Genomic DNA, 20333 nt, shown 5'->3' on the forward strand with positions numbered 1-20333 from the left:
CAGGGCGGCCACGGCGGTGCCGAGATGGATGGTGCGCGTCCGCCGTGCTCGGCCGGCCGGGGCCGGCACGGTGCGGCCGCCGGCGGCCTATCGGCCGGAGCCGCCACCGGCCGGGAGATATCCGTCGAGCGTGAGATCGCCGTCGGTGAGGTACCGGTCGAACCACTCCGCCGCCGCGCCGACCACGGCCTCCAGCGTGCCGGGCTCGGCGAACAGGTGGGTGGCGCCCGGCACGACGTGGACGGCGACCGGGCCGCCGAACCGCGGCGCGACCGCCTTGTTCAGTGCCAGCACCGGGGTGTCCAGCGCGCCGACGACGAGCAGCGTCGGCGCGGTCACCGAGCGGGCCGCCTCGCCCGCAAGGTCGGGCCGGCCACCGCGGGACACCACGGCACGCACCCGATCGGGACGGCCCGCCGCCGCCAGCAGCGCCGCCGCGGCGCCCGTGCTCGCGCCGAACAGCCCGAGCGGCAGCGCGGCCAGGTCCGGCTGGGTGCCGGCCCAGTCGACCACGGCGCGTAGCCGCCGGCCGAGCAGGCCGACGTCGAAGCGCAGGTCCCCGCCGTGGGCGTCCTCCGCGGGCGTGAGCAGGTCGGTCAGCACGGTGGCGAGGCCCACCCCGTTGAGGCGGCCGGCCACCATCCGGTTGCGCGGGCTCTGCCGCGAACTGCCGCTGCCGTGGGCGAACGCGACGAGGCCGCGTGCGTCCGGCGGGACCACGACGTCCGCGTCCAGGCGTACGCCGGCCGCGTCGACGCGGGTCGGGGTGGGGTAGGGCACGGCTCCTCCCTTCCTCGGCCGCCTCCGCACCAGGTTCCCGGTCGGTGGCCGGGTAACCCTCGGGCGGTGACCGTCCGTGGCGGCGCCAGCGGCGCGGCGGGCGGGTCAGCGCTTGCCGCCGTACCCGGGCCGGCCGGAGGCGGACGACCCGCGGTCAGGTGCGGCTCGCCTGGCGGGCCCGGTTGAGCAGGTCGGCGACGGACCGGCGGAGCTGGTCGGCGGTGAACGGCTTGGACAACAGCGGGGTGTCGTCGGACAGGGTGTGGCCGCCGGGCAGGTTGCCCGCCGTGTATCCGGAGATGTACAGCACCGGCAGTTGCGGGTGGGTCGCGCGGACCGCCTCGGCGAGCTGCGGGCCGGTGACGTCCGGCATGATCACGTCGGTGATGAGCGCGTCCATGCCGGTCGTCGGGTCGGTGCACAGCCGCAGCGCCGCGGTCGAGGTGGGCGGGGCGGTGACGCGGTAGCCGGCCTTCGACAGGATGCGGACCACGATGTCGCGGACGTCCGCGTCGTCCTCCACCACGACGACGTGCCGGGACCCCGCGTCCGGAGGGGCACCGTCGGCGGGGCCTTCGGACGCCGGTCCGGCCGGCCGGTCGGCCTCGGGCAGGGTGACGGTCATCGTGGTGCCCCGGTCCGGTGCGGTGTCGATGCGGATGTCGCCGCCCGCCTCGGTGACCACGCCGTAGGCGGTGGCGAGCCCGAGCCCGGTGCCGTCGCCCGGCCCCTTGGTGGTGAAGAACGGCTCGAAGGCGCGGCTCGCGACCTCCGGGGTCATGCCGCACCCGGTGTCGGTGACCGTGAGCTGTACGCCGCCCCGCCCGGCGGTGCCCGGCACCCGCCGGGTGGTGATGGTGAGCTGGCCGCCACCCGGCATCGCGGCCCGCGCGTTGACCACGAGGTTGACCACGATCTGCTCGAACTTGCTGCGGTCGATGACGACCGGCGGCAGCCCCGCCTCCAGGTCGCTGGTGAGGGTGACGTCCTCGCCGATGGTGCGGTGCAGCAGTTGTTCGGTGTCGGCGACGACCTCGTTGAGGTCGAGGACCTCGGGCCGGGACGGCTCGAGCCGGCTGAAGATGAGCAGTTGGCGGGTGAGGGCCGCGGCCCGGTCGGCGGCGCGGCTGATCCGCTCGACGTCGGGATGGCTGGGGTGGCCGGGACCGAGGTCGTTCGCGACGTCGGCGGCGTAGGCGGAGATGACCGCGAGCAGGTTGTTGAAGTCGTGGGCGATGCCGCCGGCGAGCCGCCCCAGGGAGTCCAGCCGCTCGGTCTGGCGGAGCTGGTGGTCGAGGCGCTGCCGTTCCAGTTCGGCGTCGCGCTGCTCGGTGACGTCGCGCAGGATGCCCTCGACGGCGACCGGCTCGCCGTCGTCGTCCCGCACGGCCTGGGTGCGCACCTCGATCCACAGCCGGTGGCCGTCACGGTGCCGCGCCCGCAGGACCGTCGGGTGCTTGTGACCCTCGGGCCACACCGCTGCCAGCCGGGTCAGCTCGTCCGCGTCGAAGATCGTCATGAGCAGGTCGGGGTCGGCGTAGAGCTCGGCCGTCGGGTGGCCGGTGATCGACGTGACCGCCGGGCTGACGTACTCGAGCGCGCGGTCCGGGATCAGCCGGTACCGGAAGATGACGTCGATGGCGTGCTCGGCGAGCAGCCGGAACCGCTGCTCGCTGGCGCGCAGGGCGGTCTCGGCGGCGCGGAGCTGCCGGCGCTCCTCGGCGTCGCGCAGTTCGCGCTGCACCGCCGGGACCAGGCGGCCCATGCGGTCCTTGAGGATGAAGTCGCACGCGCCGGCCTTCATCATGGCGGCGGCGCGGTCCTCGCCGACCTGCCCGGACACGAGCAGGAACGGCGCGTCGCAGCCGTGCCCGCGCAGGATCTGCAGCGCCTCCTCGGCGGTGAACGCCGGCAGGTTGTAGTCGGAGATGACCAGGTCGGGCTCGTGCCCGGCGAGCGAGTCGCGCAACTGCGCGGCGCTGTGCACGGTGTCGACGGTGAGGTCGAGGCCGCCGCGGCGCAGCCGGGTGACGATGAGCCGCGCGTCCTCGTCGTCGTCCTCGACGAGGAGGACGCGGATCGGGTTCACGCGTGGCTGCCCGGGCGCGGCGGTACCGGCTCGTTGACCAGCAGCCAGTACATCCCCAGGACGTTCGTGGCCCGCACGAAGTCGGTGAAGATGACGGGCTTGCGCACGTAGCTGTTGGCGCCGAGCCGGTAGCTCTCGACGATGTCGCGTTCCTCGCTCGACGTGGTGAGCACGACGACCGGCAGCGCCTGGGTCGACGGCGCGGCCCGGAGCCGCTGGAGGACCTCGAGGCCGTCGTACTTCGGCAGCTTCATGTCGAGCAGGACCAGGGCGGGTTGCAGGGGCGGCCGCCCGTCCGGCGGCAGCAGCAGGTCGAGGGCCTCGGCGCCGTCGCTGGCGATCACCACCCGGTTGGTGATGTTGTTCTTGGCGAACGCCCGCAGGGTGAACGCCACGTCGTCCGGGTTGTCCTCGACGAGCAGGATGACACCGTCGTTCAGAACCTCGTTCATGGCCGCTCCGCGGCCGTGGCGGCGTCGTCGGTGTGCCGCTCCGGGGCCAGGGTGAGGCGGAAGGTCGAGCCCTCGCCGACCCGGCTCTCGGCCCGGATCCATCCGCCGTGGCGGCTGACGATCCGGTGCACGATGGCCAGGCCGATGCCGCTGCCGTCGAACTCGCTGGCCGCGTGCAGCCGCTGGAACGGCTCGAACAGCTTGGCGGCGAAGCGCATGTCGAAGCCGGCGCCGTTGTCCCGCACGTAGAACACGTCCGGCGGCTCGCGGTCCACCTCGACGAGGGCGTCCGGGCGTTGCCCGGTGAACTTCCACGCGTTGCCGATGAGGTTCTGCAGCACGAGCCGGACCAGGTCGGGGTCGCCGGGAGCGGTGAGCCCCGGGGCGATGCGCACCTCGACCCGCCGGTCCGGTTCGACGGTCCGCAGCTCGTCCACCACCTGCCGGGCGAGGTCCGTGACGTCGACGGTGCTGCGGTGCAGCTCGGTGCGGGTGGCGCGGGACAGGTCGAGCAGGTCGTCGATCATCTGGCCCATCCGCGCCACGTTGGCCTGCAACCGGCCCAGGTGTTCGCGGCCCTCCGCGCCGAGCCGGTCGGCGTAGTCCTCGACCAGCAGTTGCGCGTAGCCGTCCAGGGACCGCAGCGGCGCCCGCAGGTCGTGCGACACCGAGTACGCGAACGCGTCGAGCTCCCGCGTCGAGGTCTGCAACTCCGCGGTGCGCTGCTGCACGCGGTCCTCGAGCTCGGCGTTGAGCCTGCGGACCTGTTCCTCGGCCCGCTTGCGGTCGGTGATGTCCGTGGAGATGCCGCACACCGCGTACGCGCGGCCGTCGGCGTCGATGAGCGGGAACTTGACGGTGATGTACGTGTGGAGGCCGTCCTCGCCGGGCGCGGTCTCCTCCATCGACACCGGCCGCCCGCGCTCGGCGGCCTGGAGGTCGTTGGCGCGGAACGCCGAGGCGATCGGCTCCGGGAACAGGTCGTGGTCGGTCAGCCCGACGATCGTGTCCCGGGAGACGTCGAACAGCCGCTCGTACTCGCGGTTGACGAGCATGTAGTGCCCGTCCAGGTCGCGCATGTAGATGACGGCGGAGGTGTTGTCGATGAGCGCGAGCAACTGGTCGGCGCCGACCCGTGGGTCGTGGCCCGGCGCCGCGGGCGTCGCCAGGGGGTGCAGGGTCTCCGGGTTCACGCCGTGCCTCCCGGCGGCCGTACGGGCCCGGCCTGCTCGTCGGCGGTGGGACGCCGCCGCAGGGCCGGGGCGCCGTCGAACCCGACCGTCGCCGCGAGGTCGCCGGGTGCGTCGGCGCGCAGGGCGGCGAGCCCGGTCAGTGCCTCCAGCTCCGCCGTCGGCAGGGCACGCAACGCGACGAGCGGGTGGCGCTGCCGCACGCGGGTCAGGTGCTCCAGCGCGGTCTCGTCCATCCCGGTCGTACCGCGCCGGTTGGAGACGACGCCCGGGTCGCCGAAGCCGCTGCGGTCCCGCGCCCGCTGCGGGTTGAAGAGGTACCGCTTGCTCAGCATCAGGTGGACGCCGGACATCCGGGCGTTGGCCTGGAGCACCAGGTGCAGCGCGGCCAGCACGGGGAACCGGCCGACCAGCATCCGCAGTTGTGTCTGCGTCGCCTGGGCGAGCCCGTCCTCCGGGTCGCACCGCTGGAGCACGAGCTCGGTCAGCCCCGGCGCGTCGGCGACGGCGGCGAGCCGGTCGCGCTCGTCGGGCAGCAGTCCGGGCCCCATCCGGTGCAGGTGCTCGCGGAACCCCGGGGCCTCGGTGCCGAGCACCAGGTCGCGCTCCAGCGCCTCCGGGTCCAGCGCGCCGCTGGGCGGGACGTCGCCGGGCCGCCAGTGCACCGCGAACTGGCGGAACACGTCCATGAAGTGGCCCGCGCTGAGCCCTTCGGCGGGCGGCAGCGCCGCGAAGTCCGCGTTGAGCTTCCGCATGCCCTCCAGGAGCAGCGCGGCGACGCCGAGCCGGTGCAGGGCCTCGGCGCCGAGCAGGTCGACACCGCCTTCGGTGAGCGGGCCCACGGCCAGGTTCACCGCGCGCTCGAACGTCTCCGACAGCTTGATCAGCTCGAAGAAGCGCACCTCGTCGACCGCCGCGGTGTAGGTGCGCAACGCCCCGTCGTCGAACACGCCCGGCAGGACCGCGAGCCGGGTGCCGCCCCACCAGGCCTCGCTCGGCGGCAGGTTCCAGCGGGTCAGCGACGCGTACGTGTCGCGGTGCGGGTGCCCGGTGCCGCTGTGCTCGGCGAGGCGGCGGAAGTAGTCGAGGAAGCCGATCGGCTCGGCGCCGACACCGACGTCGAACGCCCGCTCCGGGGTCGCACGGTGGGTGGGGTGCCGCTCCTGGAAGTGCCGGCCCAGGCCGGCTCCCACGATTCCCAGCAGGACCAGCAGTTGCCGCGAGTCACGAGGGCCGTACCGCTCGGGTGCGTCGAGGAGCGGCCCGACGGTGTGCCGGACCATTGCCGGGAACGCGTCGGGCGGCTCGCGCCCGGCGAGGATGTCCCGGTTGAGGGCGGCCATCGGGCCGATGACCCACCGGTTCACCGCGGCCGTGGGGTCGTCGTCGACCGCGGGCGACACGACCGCTGCCTCGTAACGCGCCGTGTCCATGCCCCGAAGCTAACACGGAACGTGAAGAAGTGCTCGCGTTCAGTAGCGAATGCAGGCGATTCGTGGATGCCGTAGGGTGGCACGCAGGTGTGCCGGGAAGACTGGTCGGCGACGTCCTCGCGGACGTCTCCGTCTCCGACCCCCGGGAGCCAGCCATGACCCGTAGCCGTGCCCGCCGTCTGCTCGAACGCGGCACGTGGCCCGAGGTCAGCCGGATCGGTGACGTCCTGCGCACCGAGTCGATCGGCGGCCTGCTCCTCCTCGCCGCGACCGTCGTCGCCCTGCTGTGGTCCAACTCGCCCTGGTCGGCCTCGTATGCGGGGCTGTCCGGCTTCCGGGTCGGTCCCGCCGCCTGGCACCTCGACCTGACCCTCGCCGGCTGGGCCGCCGACGGGCTGCTCGCGGTGTTCTTCTTCGTCGCCGGGCTGGAACTCAAGCGGGAGTTCGTCGCCGGTGACCTCCGCGACCCGCGCCGGGCCGTGCTGCCGGTGGCGGCCGCCGTGGGCGGAATGGCCGTGCCCGCGATCATCTACACGCTGGTGAACGGCACTGCCGGCGGTGGCTCCCTCGCCGGCTGGGCGGTGCCGACCGCGACCGACATCGCGTTCGCGCTCGCGGTGCTCGGCGTGATCAGCACCCACCTGCCGGCCGCGCTGCGCACCTTCCTGCTCACGCTCGCCGTCGTCGACGACCTGCTGGCGATCGTCATCATCGCCATCTTCTACACCGCCGCGCTGGCCTGGCTGCCGCTGCTGCTGGCGGTGGTGCCGCTGCTCGGCTTCGGCCTGCTGGTGCGCCGCGGCGTCACGTCCGCCTGGCTGCTCCTGCCGCTCGCCGTGGCGACCTGGGCGCTGGTCCACGCCGCCGGGATCCACGCCACGGTCGCCGGCGTGCTGCTGGCCTTCACGGTCCCGGTCCGGCCGGCGGCCGGCGCGGCGGGCGCGAGCCTGGCCCACCGGTTCGAGCACCGGTGGCGCCCGCTGTCGGCCGGCGTGGCGGTGCCGGTGTTCGCCTTTTTCGCCGCCGGTGTCTCGATCGCCGGCGTCGGCGGCGGTGGTACGGGCATCGCCAACGCGATCACGCTCGGCATCGCCGCCGGCCTGGTCGCCGGCAAGACCGTCGGCGTCGTCGGCGCGACCTGGCTGGTGCAGCGGTTCACCCGCGCCCGGCTCGCCGAGGGCCTGTCCTGGTGGGACGTGCTCGGCATCGGGCTCCTCGGCGGGGTCGGGTTCACCGTCTCGCTGCTCATCGCCGACCTCGCCTTCGGCGCGGGCACCGCGCACGACGGGTACGCGAAGATCGGCGTCCTGCTCGGCTCGACGACCGCCGCCGTGCTGGCCGCCGTCGTGCTGCGGCTGCGCAACCGGCACTACCGGCTGCTGTGCGCCGAGGAGGAGGTCGACGCCGACGCCGACGGTGTGCCGGACGTCTACGAGCGCACCGACCGCTGACATGGTCGGCCCGGCCACCGGAACAGGCGGCCGCACGCGCCGTTGAGAGGATCTGGCCGTGGCGGGGAATCCGTATATTGGCGACGTGGACGTGCGAGAGTACCGGCTCGGGGTCGACTTCGGTACCTCGAACACCGTGGCGATGCTGGCCTGGCCCGACGGCAACGTGCGGCCCCTGCTCTTCGACGGCTCGCCGACGCTGCCGTCCGCCGTCTACGCCGACCCGCACGCCGGGCTGCTCGTGGGCCGCGACGCGGCGCACGCCGCCCGGGTCAGCCCGGAGCGGTTCGAGCCCAACCCGAAGCGGCGCGTCGACGAGCCCACCGTGCTGCTCGGCGACCACGAGATCCCCACGGTCGACGTCATCGCGGCGGTGCTCGCCCGGGTCGTCGGCGAGGCGCGGCGGGTCTCCGGCGGCCCGCTCGGCCGGGTCACGCTGACCTGCCCGGCCGCCTGGGCGCAGACCCGGCGCGGCGTTCTGCTGGCCGCCGCCGAGCGCGCCGGCCTCGGGGCCGTCGCCCTGCTGCCCGAGCCGGTGGCCGCCGCCCAGGTCTTCCGCGCGATCAGCGCCGCGAGCGCCGGCCCGGGCTCGACCTTCGTCGTGTACGACCTGGGCGCCGGCACCTTCGACGCGTCGGTGGTCCGGCACGGTGCCGGCACGTTCGAGGTGCTCGCCACCGAGGGCCTGAGCACCAGCGGCGGCCTCGACATCGACGCCGCAGTCGTCGCCCACCTCGGTGCGATCCACGCCGCCCGCGACCCCGCCGCCTGGAGCCGGCTCCTGCACCCCATCGGCAGCGCCGATCGGCGCGCGAACCGGCTGCTGTGGGACGACGTGCGCGCGGCCAAGGAGATGCTGTCCCGCACCTCCACCACGATGATCCACATCCCGGCGTTCGATGTGGACGTCCCGCTCGGGCGCGACCAGTTCGAGCAGTTGGCGCGGCCGATCCTGGCCGCGACGGTGACCGCGACCCGGGCGGCGATCGCGTCGGCGGGCCTGAGCCCGGCCGGCATCGCCGGCGTCTTCCTCGTCGGCGGCGGCAGCCGGATCCCGCTGGTCGCCACGCTGCTGCACCAGGCACTCGGCGTCGCCCCGACGGCGGTGGAGCAGCCGGAGCTCGTGGTGGCGCAGGGCGCGGTCGGCGCGGCGCCCGCCCCCGCGACCCCGGTGCCCGGTCCCGCCGGGCCGCCGCCGGGTGCGGGCGGGCCCTTCCCGCCGGGTGCCGCCGGGCCCGCGGCGCCGTTCGCGGTGTCCGGGCCGCCCGCCGTGCCGGCGTCGGCGGTGCCGGCGTCGCCCGGCCCCGTGTCGGCCGCACCCGTCTCGCCCGGGTTCGGCGCCACGCACGTCGCCGCCTACCCGGCGCCGTCGTCAGGCCCGCCCGCCCCACCGGCCGGCATCGAACTGCCGCCGTCGCGTCCCGAGCCCACCCCGGCCCCGGCCGGCCGGGCCGCGGTGCCGCCGAGCGGCTACGGCGCGGCGTCCCCGGTCGCGCCCGCCCCGCCGCCGTCCGGCCCGAAGCGCCGCACCGGCGTGGTCGTCGCGGCCGCCGTCGCCGTCCTGCTGGTGATCGGCCTCGGCGTCTACGGCGTGACCAAGCTCGGCGGCGCCGGCGACGACAACTCGGGCGACCGGTCGGTGGGCCAGCAGCAGACGACCGGAGGTGAGGAGACGCCCGGCGAGCAGGTGGCGGCCGACGTCGAGCAGGACAACGTCGACTGGTACACCACCGCCACGGCATACACCGCCAAGCCCGGCCGGACCATCGCGTACCAGTGCCCGGCCAACGGGACGATCGGCACCGTGTGGGGCTCCGGCCCGTACACCCTCGACTCCTCGGTCTGCACCGCGGCCGTCCACGCCGGGTACATCAACCTCGCCGACGGCGGCCGGGTCGTCATCAAGATTGTCGACGGGCAGGACTCCTACACCGCCAGCACCCAGTTCGGGATCGTGACGAGCGCCTGGGACGACTACTCGTGGTCGTTCCAGATCGTGGGGTGAGCGGGGACCCGGCTGGACCTCAACCCGGCTCGAGGCCCTACCGTCGGAGCATGGCTGTGATCCAGGGAGACCGGAAGACGTTCTACCAGTTGCTCGTCAACACACTGCTGGTATCGGTGATCAACTTCACGGTCTGGTTCGCGATCACGTTCTACGTGTACCTGCAGACCCGCTCCGTCTTCGCGACCGGCGTGGTGTCCGGAATCTTCCTCGTGATGACCGCGCTGACCGGCATCTGGTTCGGCAGCCTCGTCGACCACCACGCCAAGAAGACGATGATGCAGGTGTCGGCGGTGGTGTCGCTCGCCCTGTACGCCGTCGCGCTCGTGGTCTATCAGCTCGTGCCGCGCGCGTCGTTCTCCGACCCGACGAGCGTCGCCCTGTGGACGCTCATCGTGCTGCTGATGTTCGGGGTCATCGCGGGCAACATCCGCACCATCGCGCTGCCGACGCTGGTCACCACCCTGATCGCGGCGGAGACCCGGGACCGGGCCAACGGCCTCGTCGGCACCACGTCGGGCGTGACCTTCCTCGTCACGTCGGTGATCAGCGGGATCCTCGTCGCGATCGGCGGCATGTTCTGGGTGCTGGTCCTGGCCCTCGGGGTGCTCGCCCTCGCCGTGGCGCACCTGGCCGCCGTGCCGGTGGCCGAGCGTGCCCCGGCCCCGGCCCCGGCGACGGCCGAGCCGGCGCTCCCCGCCCCGGTCGACGCGGCGGCCGGGCACACGGTGCTGCCGGAGCCGGACGAGCCGAGGCCGGCCCCCAAGCGGACGGTCGACGTGCGCGGCACCATGCGGGTCGTCGGCCAGGTGCCCGGCCTGACCGCGCTCATCCTGTTCTCGGCGTTCAACAACTTTCTCGGCGGCGTGTTCATGGCGCTCATGGACGCCTACGGGCTGTCGCTGGTCTCCGTGGAGGCGTGGGGCCTGCTCTGGGGCGTGCTGAGCACCGGCTTCATCGTCGGCGGCCTGCTCATCGCCCGCACCGGCCTGGGCAGGAACCCGGTCTGGCTGCTGCTCGCGGTCAACCTGGTGCTGTGGACGGTCACGCTGCTGTTCCCGCTGCGCTCGTCGATCGTCCTGCTGACCGCCGGGCTGTACGTCTACATGCTGCTGGTGCCGTACGCGGAGGCCGCCGAGCAGACGATCCTGCAGAAGGTGGTGCCGTACGAGCGGCAGGGCCGCGTGTTCGGTTTCGCGCAGAGCGTGGAGCAGGCCGCCTCCCCGCTGACCGCGTTCCTGATCTCGCCGATCGCCCAGTTCGTGTTCATCCCGTTCATGACCGACGGTGCGGGCGCCCGCACGATCGGCGACTGGTTCGGCACCGGCGCCGACCGCGGCCTCGCGCTCGTGTTCGTGCTCACCGGCGTCGTCGGCGTGATCGCCACGGGCATCGCGCTGCGCAGCCGCCCGTACCGCCGGCTGCGCAGCCGCTTCGAGGAAGCGTCGGCGGAGACCCCGGAGCCGGCCCCGGCCTGACGCCCGGTGGCGGGGTGCGCCCGGTGTGACCGTCCGGGTGATCGGCAGGCGTGCCCCGTCCGTGCCGCGGCCGCCGGCGGTCAGGCTGTTGACGTGCCGATGAACCGCTGTGCCGTGGCCGCGCTGACCCTCCTGACGATGGTGGCCGGTTGCGGCGACGATCCGCACGCTCCGGCCGCGACACCGTCGGCGACGCAGCCCGTCAAGGCGACGGCGAAGGGCACGTTCGTGCCGGCGGCGTCGGCCCCGGCGGACGCGAAGGCGCTCCTCTACGAGCCGTCGGCGGTCCAGGGCAGCCCGAGCGCCGACCTCACGCTCATCAGCGGCAAGGGGCGGACCATGGAGTCGCTCGTGGTGACGGGGTTCGACGCGAAGCGCCGGTACGGGGCGCACCTGCACACCGAGCGGTGCGGCACGGACCCGTCGGCCGCCGGCCCGCACTTCCAGCACCACGCCGACCCGAAGGCCGGCCGGTCGCCGTCGACGGATCCCTCGTACGCCAACCCCCACAACGAGGCGTGGCTCGACTTCACCACGGATGCGAGCGGCCGCGGTGAGGCGACCGCCGAGCAGGACTGGGAGCTGACTCCGGACCACCGCCCGTACTCCCTGGTGATCCACGCCGAGCCGACGAGCACGAAGCCCGGCTCGGCCGGGGCCGCCGGCTCCCGGGTGGCCTGCCTGACGATCACCTACTGACCGACGGGACGTCGCCGCGACACGGCGCCGGCCCTGAGCGGCGCGGCGGGGTGATCTGCCGCATGGCCCGGCCCGGCCGTGCCCCGGGGGCCGTGGGTGGGGCCGCCGCACCGCGGGTGGTCTCGAGGTGAGAACTGCGCGGCGGAGGCCACGGCGACCGCTGCCAGGAGGCAACCTGAGACCGCGGCACCGGCCTGGTGTCGATTTTGTGGTGTTCCCGAATCCCTTTCCTGCGGGTTCCGCCGTCGCGCGCGGACCGGGCACGCATAGTCGTGTCTCGATGCCAGCGTGCCCCGACAGCACCGCATCCGCTGTTCCGCCCACGTTTGAGGAGCTGATCCGTGAGCCAGGCACCCATCACCGGGACAACGACGTCACCGTTGACAGGGCAGCCTGATCCGGGTGACCACCGGGTGACAATCCCGGCCGTCGCCCTGGACCCGGTCGAAGCCGCCGTCGTCACCGAGGTCGGCGTCGAAGCCGCCGTCGTCACCGTCACCGCGCCGCGCACCCGGCGCCTGCACCACGTGTTCGAGGCGGCGTGTGACCGCACCCCGGCCGCCGTCGCGCTGGAGTGTGAGGACGAGCGCCTCACCTACCGGGAACTCGACGTCCGCGCGAACCGTCTCGCGCACCACCTGCGCACGCTCGGCGTCCGCGAGGGCGTGCGGGTGGCGATCCTGCTGCGCCGCTCGGTGGAGACCTACGTGGCGTTGCTCGGCATCGGCAAGGCGGGCGGGGCGTTCGTGCCGATCGACCCGGAGTCGCCGGCCGACCGCGTCGCGTACATCACCGAGGACTCGGCCGTCGGACTGCTGGTCACCTCGACCGAGCTGGCCGACCGGGCCGACGGGCTGGCCTGCACGGTGCTGCTGGCCGACACCGCCCCGGAGCCGGCCGCGGCGCCCGGGCACCGCCCGCAGCAGCGCGACGACGGCACCGACCCGGCCGCCTACGTCATCTACACCTCCGGCTCCAGCGGACGGCCCAAGGGCGTCGAGGTCGGTCAGGCGAGCATCTGCAACTTCCTCGACATCGTCCCCGGCCTGTACGACGTGCGCCCGGAGGACCGGGTCTACCAGGGCATGACGATCGCGTTCGACTTCTCGATCGAGGAGATCTGGCCGACCTGGTCGGTCGGCGCGACGCTGATCGCCGGCCCGAACGACTCGCGCCGGTTCGGCGTCGAACTCGCCGACTTCCTCGAGGCGGCCCGCGTCACCGTCTGGTACTGCGTGCCGACGCTCCTGGCGACGATCCCGCGCGACCTGCCCCGCATCCGCAACCTGCTGGTCGGCGGCGAGGCGTGCCCGGGGCAGCTCGTCGAGCGGTGGAGCCGGCCCGGCCGGCGCATCCTCAACACGTACGGGCCGACCGAGGCCACTGTCACCGCGACCTGGTGCGAGCTGCTGCCGGGACGGACCGTCACCATCGGCGTGCCGTTGCCGACGTACTCCGTCGTGCTGCTCGACGAGCAGCGCCGGCTCGTCGCCGACGGCGAGGTCGGCGAGATCTGCGTCGGCGGGCCCGGGGTGGCACGCGGCTACGTCGGGCGGCCGGAGCTCACCGCCGACAAGTTCATCGAGCACGCCCTGGCGCCGCCGGGCTCCCGCCTGTACCGCACCGGCGACCTCGGCCGGCTCACCGAGAACGGCGAGATCGAGTACCTCGGCCGCGCCGACGCCGAGGTCAAGATCCGCGGACACCGGGTCGACCTCGGCGAGATCGAGAACGTGCTGCTGGAGGACGACGGGGTCGCCGAGGCGGTCGCCGCGCTCGTGCCCGCCTCCGCCGCCGAGGACGCGCCGCGTGAGCTCGCCGCCTACGTGGTCCCGCCGGCCGGCGGTGAGGCCGGGGAGGCACTCGTCGGGCGGCTCTACGACCAGCTACAGGAGCGGCTGCCGGCCTACATGGTGCCGGGGTACCTCGACGTCGTCACCGCGCTGCCGGCCATGCCGAGCGGCAAGGTCGACCGCAAGCAGCTCCCGTTCCCCGTCAACCGGCGGCCGGTGCGGACCGGGGGCGAGGTCGTCGCGGCCGACGGCGAGATCGAGGAGGAGGTCCGCGCGGTGTGGGCCGAGGCGTTCAACGTCGAGGCGTCGGCGCTGTCGGTCGAGGCGAACTTCTTCACCGATCTCGGCGGCCACTCCCTGCTCGCGGCCCGGGTGGTGTCGTCGCTGCGCGAGCGTGCCGCCGGTGCCGGCGCCGCCGTCCGCGACCTCTACAGCAACCCGACGATCCGGGGAATGGCCGCGCGGCTGCGCGCCGTCGCCGGGCAGGCCGGCCCGGCCGCGCCGCCCCGGCCGGAGCCGCTGCGGCACCGCAGCCGGCGGATCGCGGCGGCAGGGGTCGGCCAGGGGCTGGTCATCTACCTGTTGCTGCTGCTCATCACGCTGCCGGTGTCGTACGTCTACACGTGGAACGACGGGCGGGTCTCCGTCGAGGTGCTCGTCCAGCTCATGATGGCGATCCTCGTCAGTTACCTCGGCGTGCGGTGGGTCGTGCCGGTGGTGCTCGCCCGGCCGATCGCGGCGGGGATCCGGCCCGGGAGGTACCGGCTCTGGGGACCGACCTACGTCCGGCTCTGGGCGCTGAACCTGCTGATCGCCATCGGGCCGATGCCGGTCATCAGCGGCTCCCCGCTGATGGCCGCGTACCTGCGGCTGCTCGGCGCCCGGGTCGGCCGCCGGACCGCGATCGCGACCAGCGCGATCAGCCTGCCGACACTGCTGCGGATCGGCACCGACGCCTCGATCGGCTACGGCGTCTCGATGCGCCCGTGGCGGGTGGAGGACGGCTGGGTGATCGTCGAACCCATCACCGTCGGCGAGCACGCGTTCGTCGGGGCGAACGCGGTCCTCGAGCCCGGGGCGTCGGTCGGGCCGCACGCCTGCCTCGGCGAACAGTCCGTGCTCGAGTCGGGCGAGACCGTACCGCCGCGGGCCCGCTGGGCGGGCTCGCCGCCCGGCCCCGTCGAGGCGCTCTCGCCGACCGTCGAGAACCTGCTGCGCGCCGGCGAGCCGGTGCGTGGCTGGCGGCTCCAGCACCTCGCCGCCGCCGTGCTCGGCCTCGCCGGGCTGGAGCTCAGCGCGATCGCGATGATCGTGCCCAGCGTCCTGCTCGTGTGGTGGGCGCTGCTGCAGTGGGGCCTGCTCGCCGGCCTCATCGCGACGATCCCGGCCGGGCCGCTGTACGTGCTGACCACGTGCGCCGTGGTCGCCCTGGGCAAGCGGCTGGTGCTGCGGCACGCGCCGGCCGGCGTGCACCCATCGCGCTCCGCGCTCGGTGTCCGCAAGTGGATCGCCGACAAGCTGCTCGAGTTCAGCCTGATGTTCACCAACTCGCTGTACTCGACGCTCTACACCGTGCCGTGGCTGCGGCTGCTCGGTGCCCGCGTGGGCCGGGGCGCCGAGGTCTCCACCGCCGCGCACCTCGACCCCGACCTGCTCACCCTGGGACCGGAGAGCTTCGTCGCCGACATGGCCAGCGTCGGCGCCACCACGTTCGCCAACGGCCGGATGGCGCTGCTGCCCACCCGCGTCGGCAGCCGGGCGTTCGTCGGCAACGCCGCGTTCGTCCCGGCCGGGACGACCCTCGGCGACGGCAGCCTGGTCGGGGTCCGGACCCTGCCGCCGGACGAGGACGTGCCGGAGGGCACCTCCTGGCTCGGCTCACCGGCGATGCACCTGCCGGTGCGGCAGAGCAGCGGCAGCTTCTCCGAGGCGGAGACGTTCCGCCCGCCGCGGAAGCTCGTCGTGCAGCGGCTCGCCGTCGAGTTCGCGCGCGCGACCGCGCCGGCCTCGCTGCTGGGCATGAGCGTATACCTGTACCTGTGGGTCCTGTCCGTGCTCGCCCGCGGCCGGGACCTGCCGATCCCGGCGCTCGTGTCGCCCTTCGTGGTCATCACGGCCTGCGTCGCCGTCATCGGCTACTGCGCGGCGACCAAGCGCACCGTTGTCGGCAAGTACCGCCCGCGGGTGGAGCCCCTGTGGAGCCCGTTCGTGCGGCGCACCGAGTTCGTCACCGGCCTGTACGAGGCCGCCGCGGTCCCGGCCGGCGTCGGCATACTCGTCGGCACGCCGTTCCTCCCGCCGGTCCTGCGCTGGTTCGGCGCCAGCATCGGCCGGCGGACGTGGATCGGCACCACCTACCTCACCGAGTTCGACCTGGTGGAGATCGGCGACGACGCCACGGTGGGCGCCGAGGTCTCGCTGCAGACCCACCTGTTCGAGGACCGTGTCATGAAGATGTCCGTCGTCACCGTCGGCGCCGGTGCCACGGTCGGCACCCGTGCCGTCGTGCTCTACGACGCCGTCGTCGGCGACGACGTGTCACTCGGCTCGCTCTCCCTGCTCATGAAGGGCGAGCACCTCACGCCGGGCAGCCGCTGGCGCGGCATCCCGGCCCAGGGCGTCGGCAACCACGACGTCCTCCCCGGTGCGGTCGCCGCCTGACGGCCGTTCCGTCCATCTCGGGAACCGATAGCTGAACAAGGAGTAGGACACCCCGTGAACACCCGACTGCTGGTGTGCGACGCCACCCACTTCCGGATCGACTATGAGATCAACCCATACATGGACACCTGCGTGCAGCCCGACCCGGCCGCCGCGGCGGCCGAGCACGCGGCGATCGTGGCCGCGCACCTGGCGGCCGGCCGGCAGGTCGAATACCTGCCCTCCGTCCCCGAGTGCCCCGACATGGTCTTCACCGCCAACGCGGCCCTCGTCCGGGGCCACCGGGCCGTGCTGGGCTTCCCGCCGCCGGAGCGCAAGGCGGAGATGCCGTACTTCCAGGAGTGGCTGGCCGGCAACGGCTACGAGGTGATCGAGGCGCCGTACCCGTTCAGCGGCCAGGGCGACGCGCTCGCCTGCGGCGAGCTGCTGTTCGCCGGCTACGGGCAGCGCACCGACCGGCGCATGCACGCCGTCCTCGCGCGCGAGCTGGACTACGAGATCGTCCCGCTGCACACCGTCGGTCCACAGTGGTACGACCTGGACCTCGCGGTGGCCGTCATCGGCAACCCGCACACCGTCGCGTACTGCCCGGAGGCGCTCGACGAGCCCAGCCGCCGGCGGATGCGGGGCCTCGGGCTCGACCTCATCGAGGTGTCCGCCGCGGACGCCGCGGGCCTCGCGCTCAACCTCGTCAGCGACGGCACCACGGTCACCATGACCCGTGGCGCGCCCGACCTCGCCGCCGAGCTGCGCGCCCGCGGCCTCGACGTCGTCGAGCTCGACACGACCGAGCTCGCCAAGGGCGGCGGCGGGGTCCGCTGCACCGCGCTGACGCTCGACAACCCGCCTGCGGGCAGGCCGGCATGATCGCCGTGCGGCGCGTCGCGTCCGTGGCGAGCCGCGTGTCGTCGTGGTGGCCCGGCCGGGTGCGGACCACCCGGCCGGTGGCCCTCGTCTACCGCGGCCCGGCGTCGTTGCCCGGCTGCCCGGAGGCGGTCGCCGGGCTGCTCGGCGCGAGCCGGTGGCGTTTCGACATCCGCTACGTCGGCCCGGACGAGGACCGGCCGGTCTCCGCGGAGACGCTCGCCGGCGCGGCGCTCTACGCGCAGCCCGGCGGCGGCACGCTCGCGAAGGGCTACCGGCACCTGCGCCGGCACCGGTCCGAGATCCGGGAGTACGTGCGCGGCGGCGGCCGGTACCTCGGCTTCTGCCTCGGCGGTTACCTCGCCGGGGCGACGCCCGGCTTCGATCTGCTGCCCGGCGACACCGACCAGTACATCGCCTCGTCCGACGCCACCGTCGAGTCCGAGGACAACACCGTGGTCGAGGTCGACTGGCGGGGCCGGCGCCGCATGCTGTTCTTCCAGGACGGCCCGTACTTCTGGGTCCGCCCGTCCGCCGCCGCGACCGTCGTCGCCACGTATCCCAACGGCACCGCCGCCGCCCTCGTCGCCCGCTTCGGCCAGGGCTGCGTCGGGGTCGTCGGGCCGCACCCGGAGGCGACCGACGACTGGTTCACCGATGCCGGACTGACCGTCGACCGGCTCGGTGCCGACCTCGGCCTCGACCTGGTCGACGCGGTGATGCGGCCATGACGGCGCCAACGATCGAGCGGCCGACCGAGCAGGCCGCCACCGAGCCGGCCCAGGCGCCCCGGCGCAAGCCGCGGCTGGTCGGCGTCGACGCGGCCCGGGGCGCGTCGCTGCTCGGCATGATCACCCTGCACTCGCTGTACGAGGCCGACGCGGCGGGCAACCCGACCTGGTCCGCCGCGGTCTTCAGCGGCCGGGCCGCGGCGGCGTTCGCGGTGCTCGCCGGGGTCGGCGTCGCGCTCGCGACCGGCCGCCGCCGGGTGACCCGCGCCGACGCGCCGGGCACCGTCGCCCTGCTCGCGGTCCGCGCCCTGGCCATCGGCGCGGTCGGGCTCGTGCTCGGCCAGCTCGACACCGAGCTCAACGCGGTCATCCTGGCGTACCTCGGGGTCGTGTTCCTGGTCGCGATCCCGCTGGTGTTCCTGCCGACCTGGGCCGTCGCCACGGTCGGCGTGCTGCTGGCGACCGCCGGCCCGTTCGGCGACCACGTCCTCCTGCCGCACCTGCCGGATCCGCTCCTGGGTGACCCGACGTTCGCGCGGGTGTTCGGCGACCCGGTCGGCACGCTCATCGAGCTGGCGTTCACCGGCTTCTATCCGACGCCGGCGTGGCTGGCGTACATGTCGGTCGGCGTCGTGATCGGGCGGCTGAACCTCACCCGGTTGCGGGTCGTGATCACGCTGCTCGTCGGCGGCACGGTCCTCGCCGTCGCCGCGCACACCGCCTCGTGGCTGCTGCTGCACCGCTACCACGGTCTCGACCGGATCCGGGCCGCCCAGCCGGCCAGCGGGCTCTCCGTCGAGCACACCACCGAGCTGCTCAAACTCGGCGGCGACGGCAACACGCCGACGTCGACGTGGTGGTGGCTCGCGGTCGACACCCCGCACACGAGCACGCCGCTCGACCTGCTGGGCACCACCGGGACGGCCGTGGCCGTCCTGGGCCTGATGCTGCTCATCGGCCGGGCCCGGCATAAGATCACCCGGCGGCTGGCCGTGGCCGTCCTCCTGCCGCTGTCCGCGGCCGGCGGCATGACCCTGACCTTCTACAGCGCGCACGTGCTGTTCATCAACTCGGACTTCGACGAGTACGACGCGACGACCGGCTGCATCGTGCAGCTCGTCGCCGTGGTCCTGCTCGCCGTCGCCGTGCGGTACACCGCCGGTCGCGGCCCGTTGGAGGCGATCGTCACCATGTTCGCCGGCCGCGCGCGCCGGCTGGCCGTCGCCGCGTCGGCGCGCCGGGAGTCGCGTTCGGCCGCCCGGGCGGCCGACTGGGCGGAGCTGTGGTCGCCGTCGTCCCCCTCGGACGCCCCGCCGGAACCGCCGCCGGACTCCGCTCCGGACGCGGACGCGGACTCCGAGCCGGCGGCGACCCGCTCGCCGCGGGAGCGGCGCGCGGCGCGGCCGGACCGGAGCCGCTGGCGGCGGTCCAGCCGGCACCGCCCGCGGCACGACGAGGCGGCGCCGTGGATCGTCTCCGACGCGCTGTGGCAGCGCGTCGAACCGCTGCTGTCCGAGGTCCGGCGCACCGGCCCGAAGCGGCCCGACGACCGCCAGGCACTGTGCGCGGTCCTGTTCGTGCTGCACACCCGGGTGTCGTGGGAGCACGTGCCGGTGGAACTCGGCTTCGGCTCGGGTACCGCGTGCCGCCGCAGGCTGGCACGATGGCAGGCGTCGGGGGTGTGGCAGAAGATGTACGAGGTGCTCCTCGCCGAGATACCCGGCGCCGACCGGCTGGCCTGGGCGCGGACCGTGCTGGACGCCCGCTTCGTGCCGGCCCAACCCGGCGGTGCGGATCGGTGAACCGCCGGGCGGTCCTGCTCGGCGCCGGTGGCGTCGGCCTGCTGGCCACCGTCACCGGCGTCGCGGTGGCCGCCTCCGTGGTGTTGTCGAAGGCCCGTCCGCTGGCGCTGGTCTACCGCGGCCAGGCGGCGTGCTCGGGCTGCTCCGAGGCGGTGGCGGTGCTCCTGCGGGGCGCGCCGGCCCGTTTCGACACCCAGTTCTGCGGCCCCGACGAGGACGTGCAGATCTCCGCGGCCACCCTCGCCGAGGCCGCCGTCTACGCCCAGCCGGGCGGCGGCGACGTGCGGCAGGCGTGGCGCAGGGTGCGGACCTACGCCGACGACATCCGGAGGTTCGTCGACGACGGCGGGAACTACCTCGGCTTCTGCCTGGGCGCCTACCTGGCCGGTGCCAGACCCGGCTACGGCCTGCTCAACGGCATCGGCGTCAATGGGTACATCTACTCGAAGGGCGCCACGATCCACGGCACCGACGACACGGTCGTGGCCGTGCGGTGGCGGGGGCAGCCGCGGCACATGTACTTCCAGGACGGCGCGGCCTTCACGGTCAAGCCCGGCACCACGGCGACCGTGCTCGCCACCTACGACACCGGCGCTGCCGCGGCACTCGTCACGTCCTACGGCGCCGGCCACGTCGGCGTGGTCGGCCCGCACCCGGAGGCCGACAGCTCGTGGTACAGCGACACCCGGTTGTCGAACCCGGACGGCATCCGCTTCGACCTGGGCCACGACCTGATCCAGACCACATTCGCCCGCTAACCCCCGCCCCAGTGCGTTGATCTTGCAGTCGTGGTGCCAGGACACTCCCTGAATGCCCGGTTTGTTAGGCACCACAACTGCAAGATCAACGCAGTGGGGCGGGGCGGGGGCGAACCGGTCGCTGTGGAGGGTCGGGGTGGGTTCTTC

The 20333-nt window shown here is 74.1% G+C and carries 14 protein-coding genes; 9 read left to right on the top strand and 5 right to left on the bottom strand.

What is annotated here, in order from left to right; genetic code table 11:
• Positions 1-87: 87 nt before the first annotated feature.
• From Drose_RS18710 to Drose_RS18730, 5 genes are all read right to left on the bottom strand, one after another.
• Positions 88-780, bottom strand: a complete 693-nt coding sequence (locus Drose_RS18710) for a dienelactone hydrolase family protein (protein ID WP_260729464.1) — start codon at positions 778-780, stop codon at positions 88-90.
• Between the two features lie 154 nt (positions 781-934).
• A complete protein-coding gene (locus Drose_RS18715) occupies positions 935-2869 on the bottom strand; it encodes an ATP-binding response regulator (RefSeq protein WP_260729465.1) in 1935 nt (644 codons plus the stop codon).
• Positions 2866-3321, bottom strand: a complete 456-nt coding sequence (locus Drose_RS18720; protein ID WP_260729466.1) for a response regulator — start codon at positions 3319-3321, stop codon at positions 2866-2868. The genes Drose_RS18715 and Drose_RS18720 overlap by 4 nt, the downstream gene beginning before the upstream one ends.
• Complete coding sequence (locus Drose_RS18725; RefSeq protein ID WP_260729467.1) at positions 3318-4514, bottom strand: sensor histidine kinase; 1197 nt, start codon at positions 4512-4514, stop codon at positions 3318-3320. The genes Drose_RS18720 and Drose_RS18725 overlap by 4 nt, the downstream gene beginning before the upstream one ends.
• Positions 4511-5944: a hypothetical protein gene (locus Drose_RS18730; RefSeq protein WP_260729468.1), complete on the bottom strand. Its 1434-nt coding sequence runs from the start codon at positions 5942-5944 to the stop codon at positions 4511-4513. Before Drose_RS18730 ends, Drose_RS18725 begins: the two co-directional genes overlap by 4 nt.
• A 155-nt stretch (positions 5945-6099) precedes the next feature.
• Here Drose_RS18730 and nhaA point away from each other — a divergent pair, with 155 nt between their 5' ends.
• The 9 genes from nhaA (at position 6100) to Drose_RS18775 (ending at position 20186) form a co-directional block, all read left to right on the top strand.
• Positions 6100-7395, top strand: a complete 1296-nt coding sequence (gene nhaA / locus Drose_RS18735; RefSeq protein WP_260729469.1) for a Na+/H+ antiporter NhaA — start codon at positions 6100-6102, stop codon at positions 7393-7395.
• 85 nt (positions 7396-7480) lie between these two features.
• The gene (locus tag Drose_RS18740) at positions 7481-9400 is read left to right on the top strand and encodes an Hsp70 family protein (protein WP_260729470.1); all 1920 of its coding nucleotides are present in this window, start codon (positions 7481-7483) and stop codon (positions 9398-9400) included.
• A 50-nt stretch (positions 9401-9450) separates the two neighbouring features.
• Positions 9451-10878: an MFS transporter gene (locus Drose_RS18745; RefSeq protein WP_260729471.1), complete on the top strand. Its 1428-nt coding sequence runs from the start codon at positions 9451-9453 to the stop codon at positions 10876-10878.
• A 99-nt stretch (positions 10879-10977) separates the two neighbouring features.
• Positions 10978-11577 (top strand): superoxide dismutase family protein, encoded by a 600-nt coding sequence (locus Drose_RS18750; protein WP_260729749.1) that lies wholly within the window; start codon positions 10978-10980, stop codon positions 11575-11577.
• Between the two features lie 413 nt (positions 11578-11990).
• A complete protein-coding gene (locus Drose_RS18755; protein WP_260729472.1) occupies positions 11991-16031 on the top strand; it encodes a Pls/PosA family non-ribosomal peptide synthetase in 4041 nt (1346 codons plus the stop codon).
• Positions 16032-16085: 54 nt separating this feature from the next.
• Positions 16086-16898, top strand: coding sequence for a dimethylarginine dimethylaminohydrolase family protein (locus Drose_RS18760; RefSeq protein ID WP_260729473.1), 813 nt, complete (start codon positions 16086-16088; stop codon positions 16896-16898).
• Complete coding sequence (locus tag Drose_RS18765; RefSeq protein ID WP_260729474.1) at positions 16895-17626, top strand: BPL-N domain-containing protein; 732 nt, start codon at positions 16895-16897, stop codon at positions 17624-17626. Before Drose_RS18760 ends, Drose_RS18765 begins: the two co-directional genes overlap by 4 nt.
• Positions 17623-19428: a transposase gene (locus tag Drose_RS18770; protein ID WP_260729475.1), complete on the top strand. Its 1806-nt coding sequence runs from the start codon at positions 17623-17625 to the stop codon at positions 19426-19428. Before Drose_RS18765 ends, Drose_RS18770 begins: the two co-directional genes overlap by 4 nt.
• Positions 19425-20186 (top strand): BPL-N domain-containing protein, encoded by a 762-nt coding sequence (locus Drose_RS18775; RefSeq protein WP_260729476.1) that lies wholly within the window; start codon positions 19425-19427, stop codon positions 20184-20186. Before Drose_RS18770 ends, Drose_RS18775 begins: the two co-directional genes overlap by 4 nt.
• The last annotated feature ends 147 nt before the right edge of the window (positions 20187-20333 follow it).

This window comes from Dactylosporangium roseum (assembly GCF_025264685.1).
In the GTDB taxonomy this organism is placed as follows: domain Bacteria; phylum Actinomycetota; class Actinomycetes; order Mycobacteriales; family Micromonosporaceae; genus Dactylosporangium; species Dactylosporangium roseum.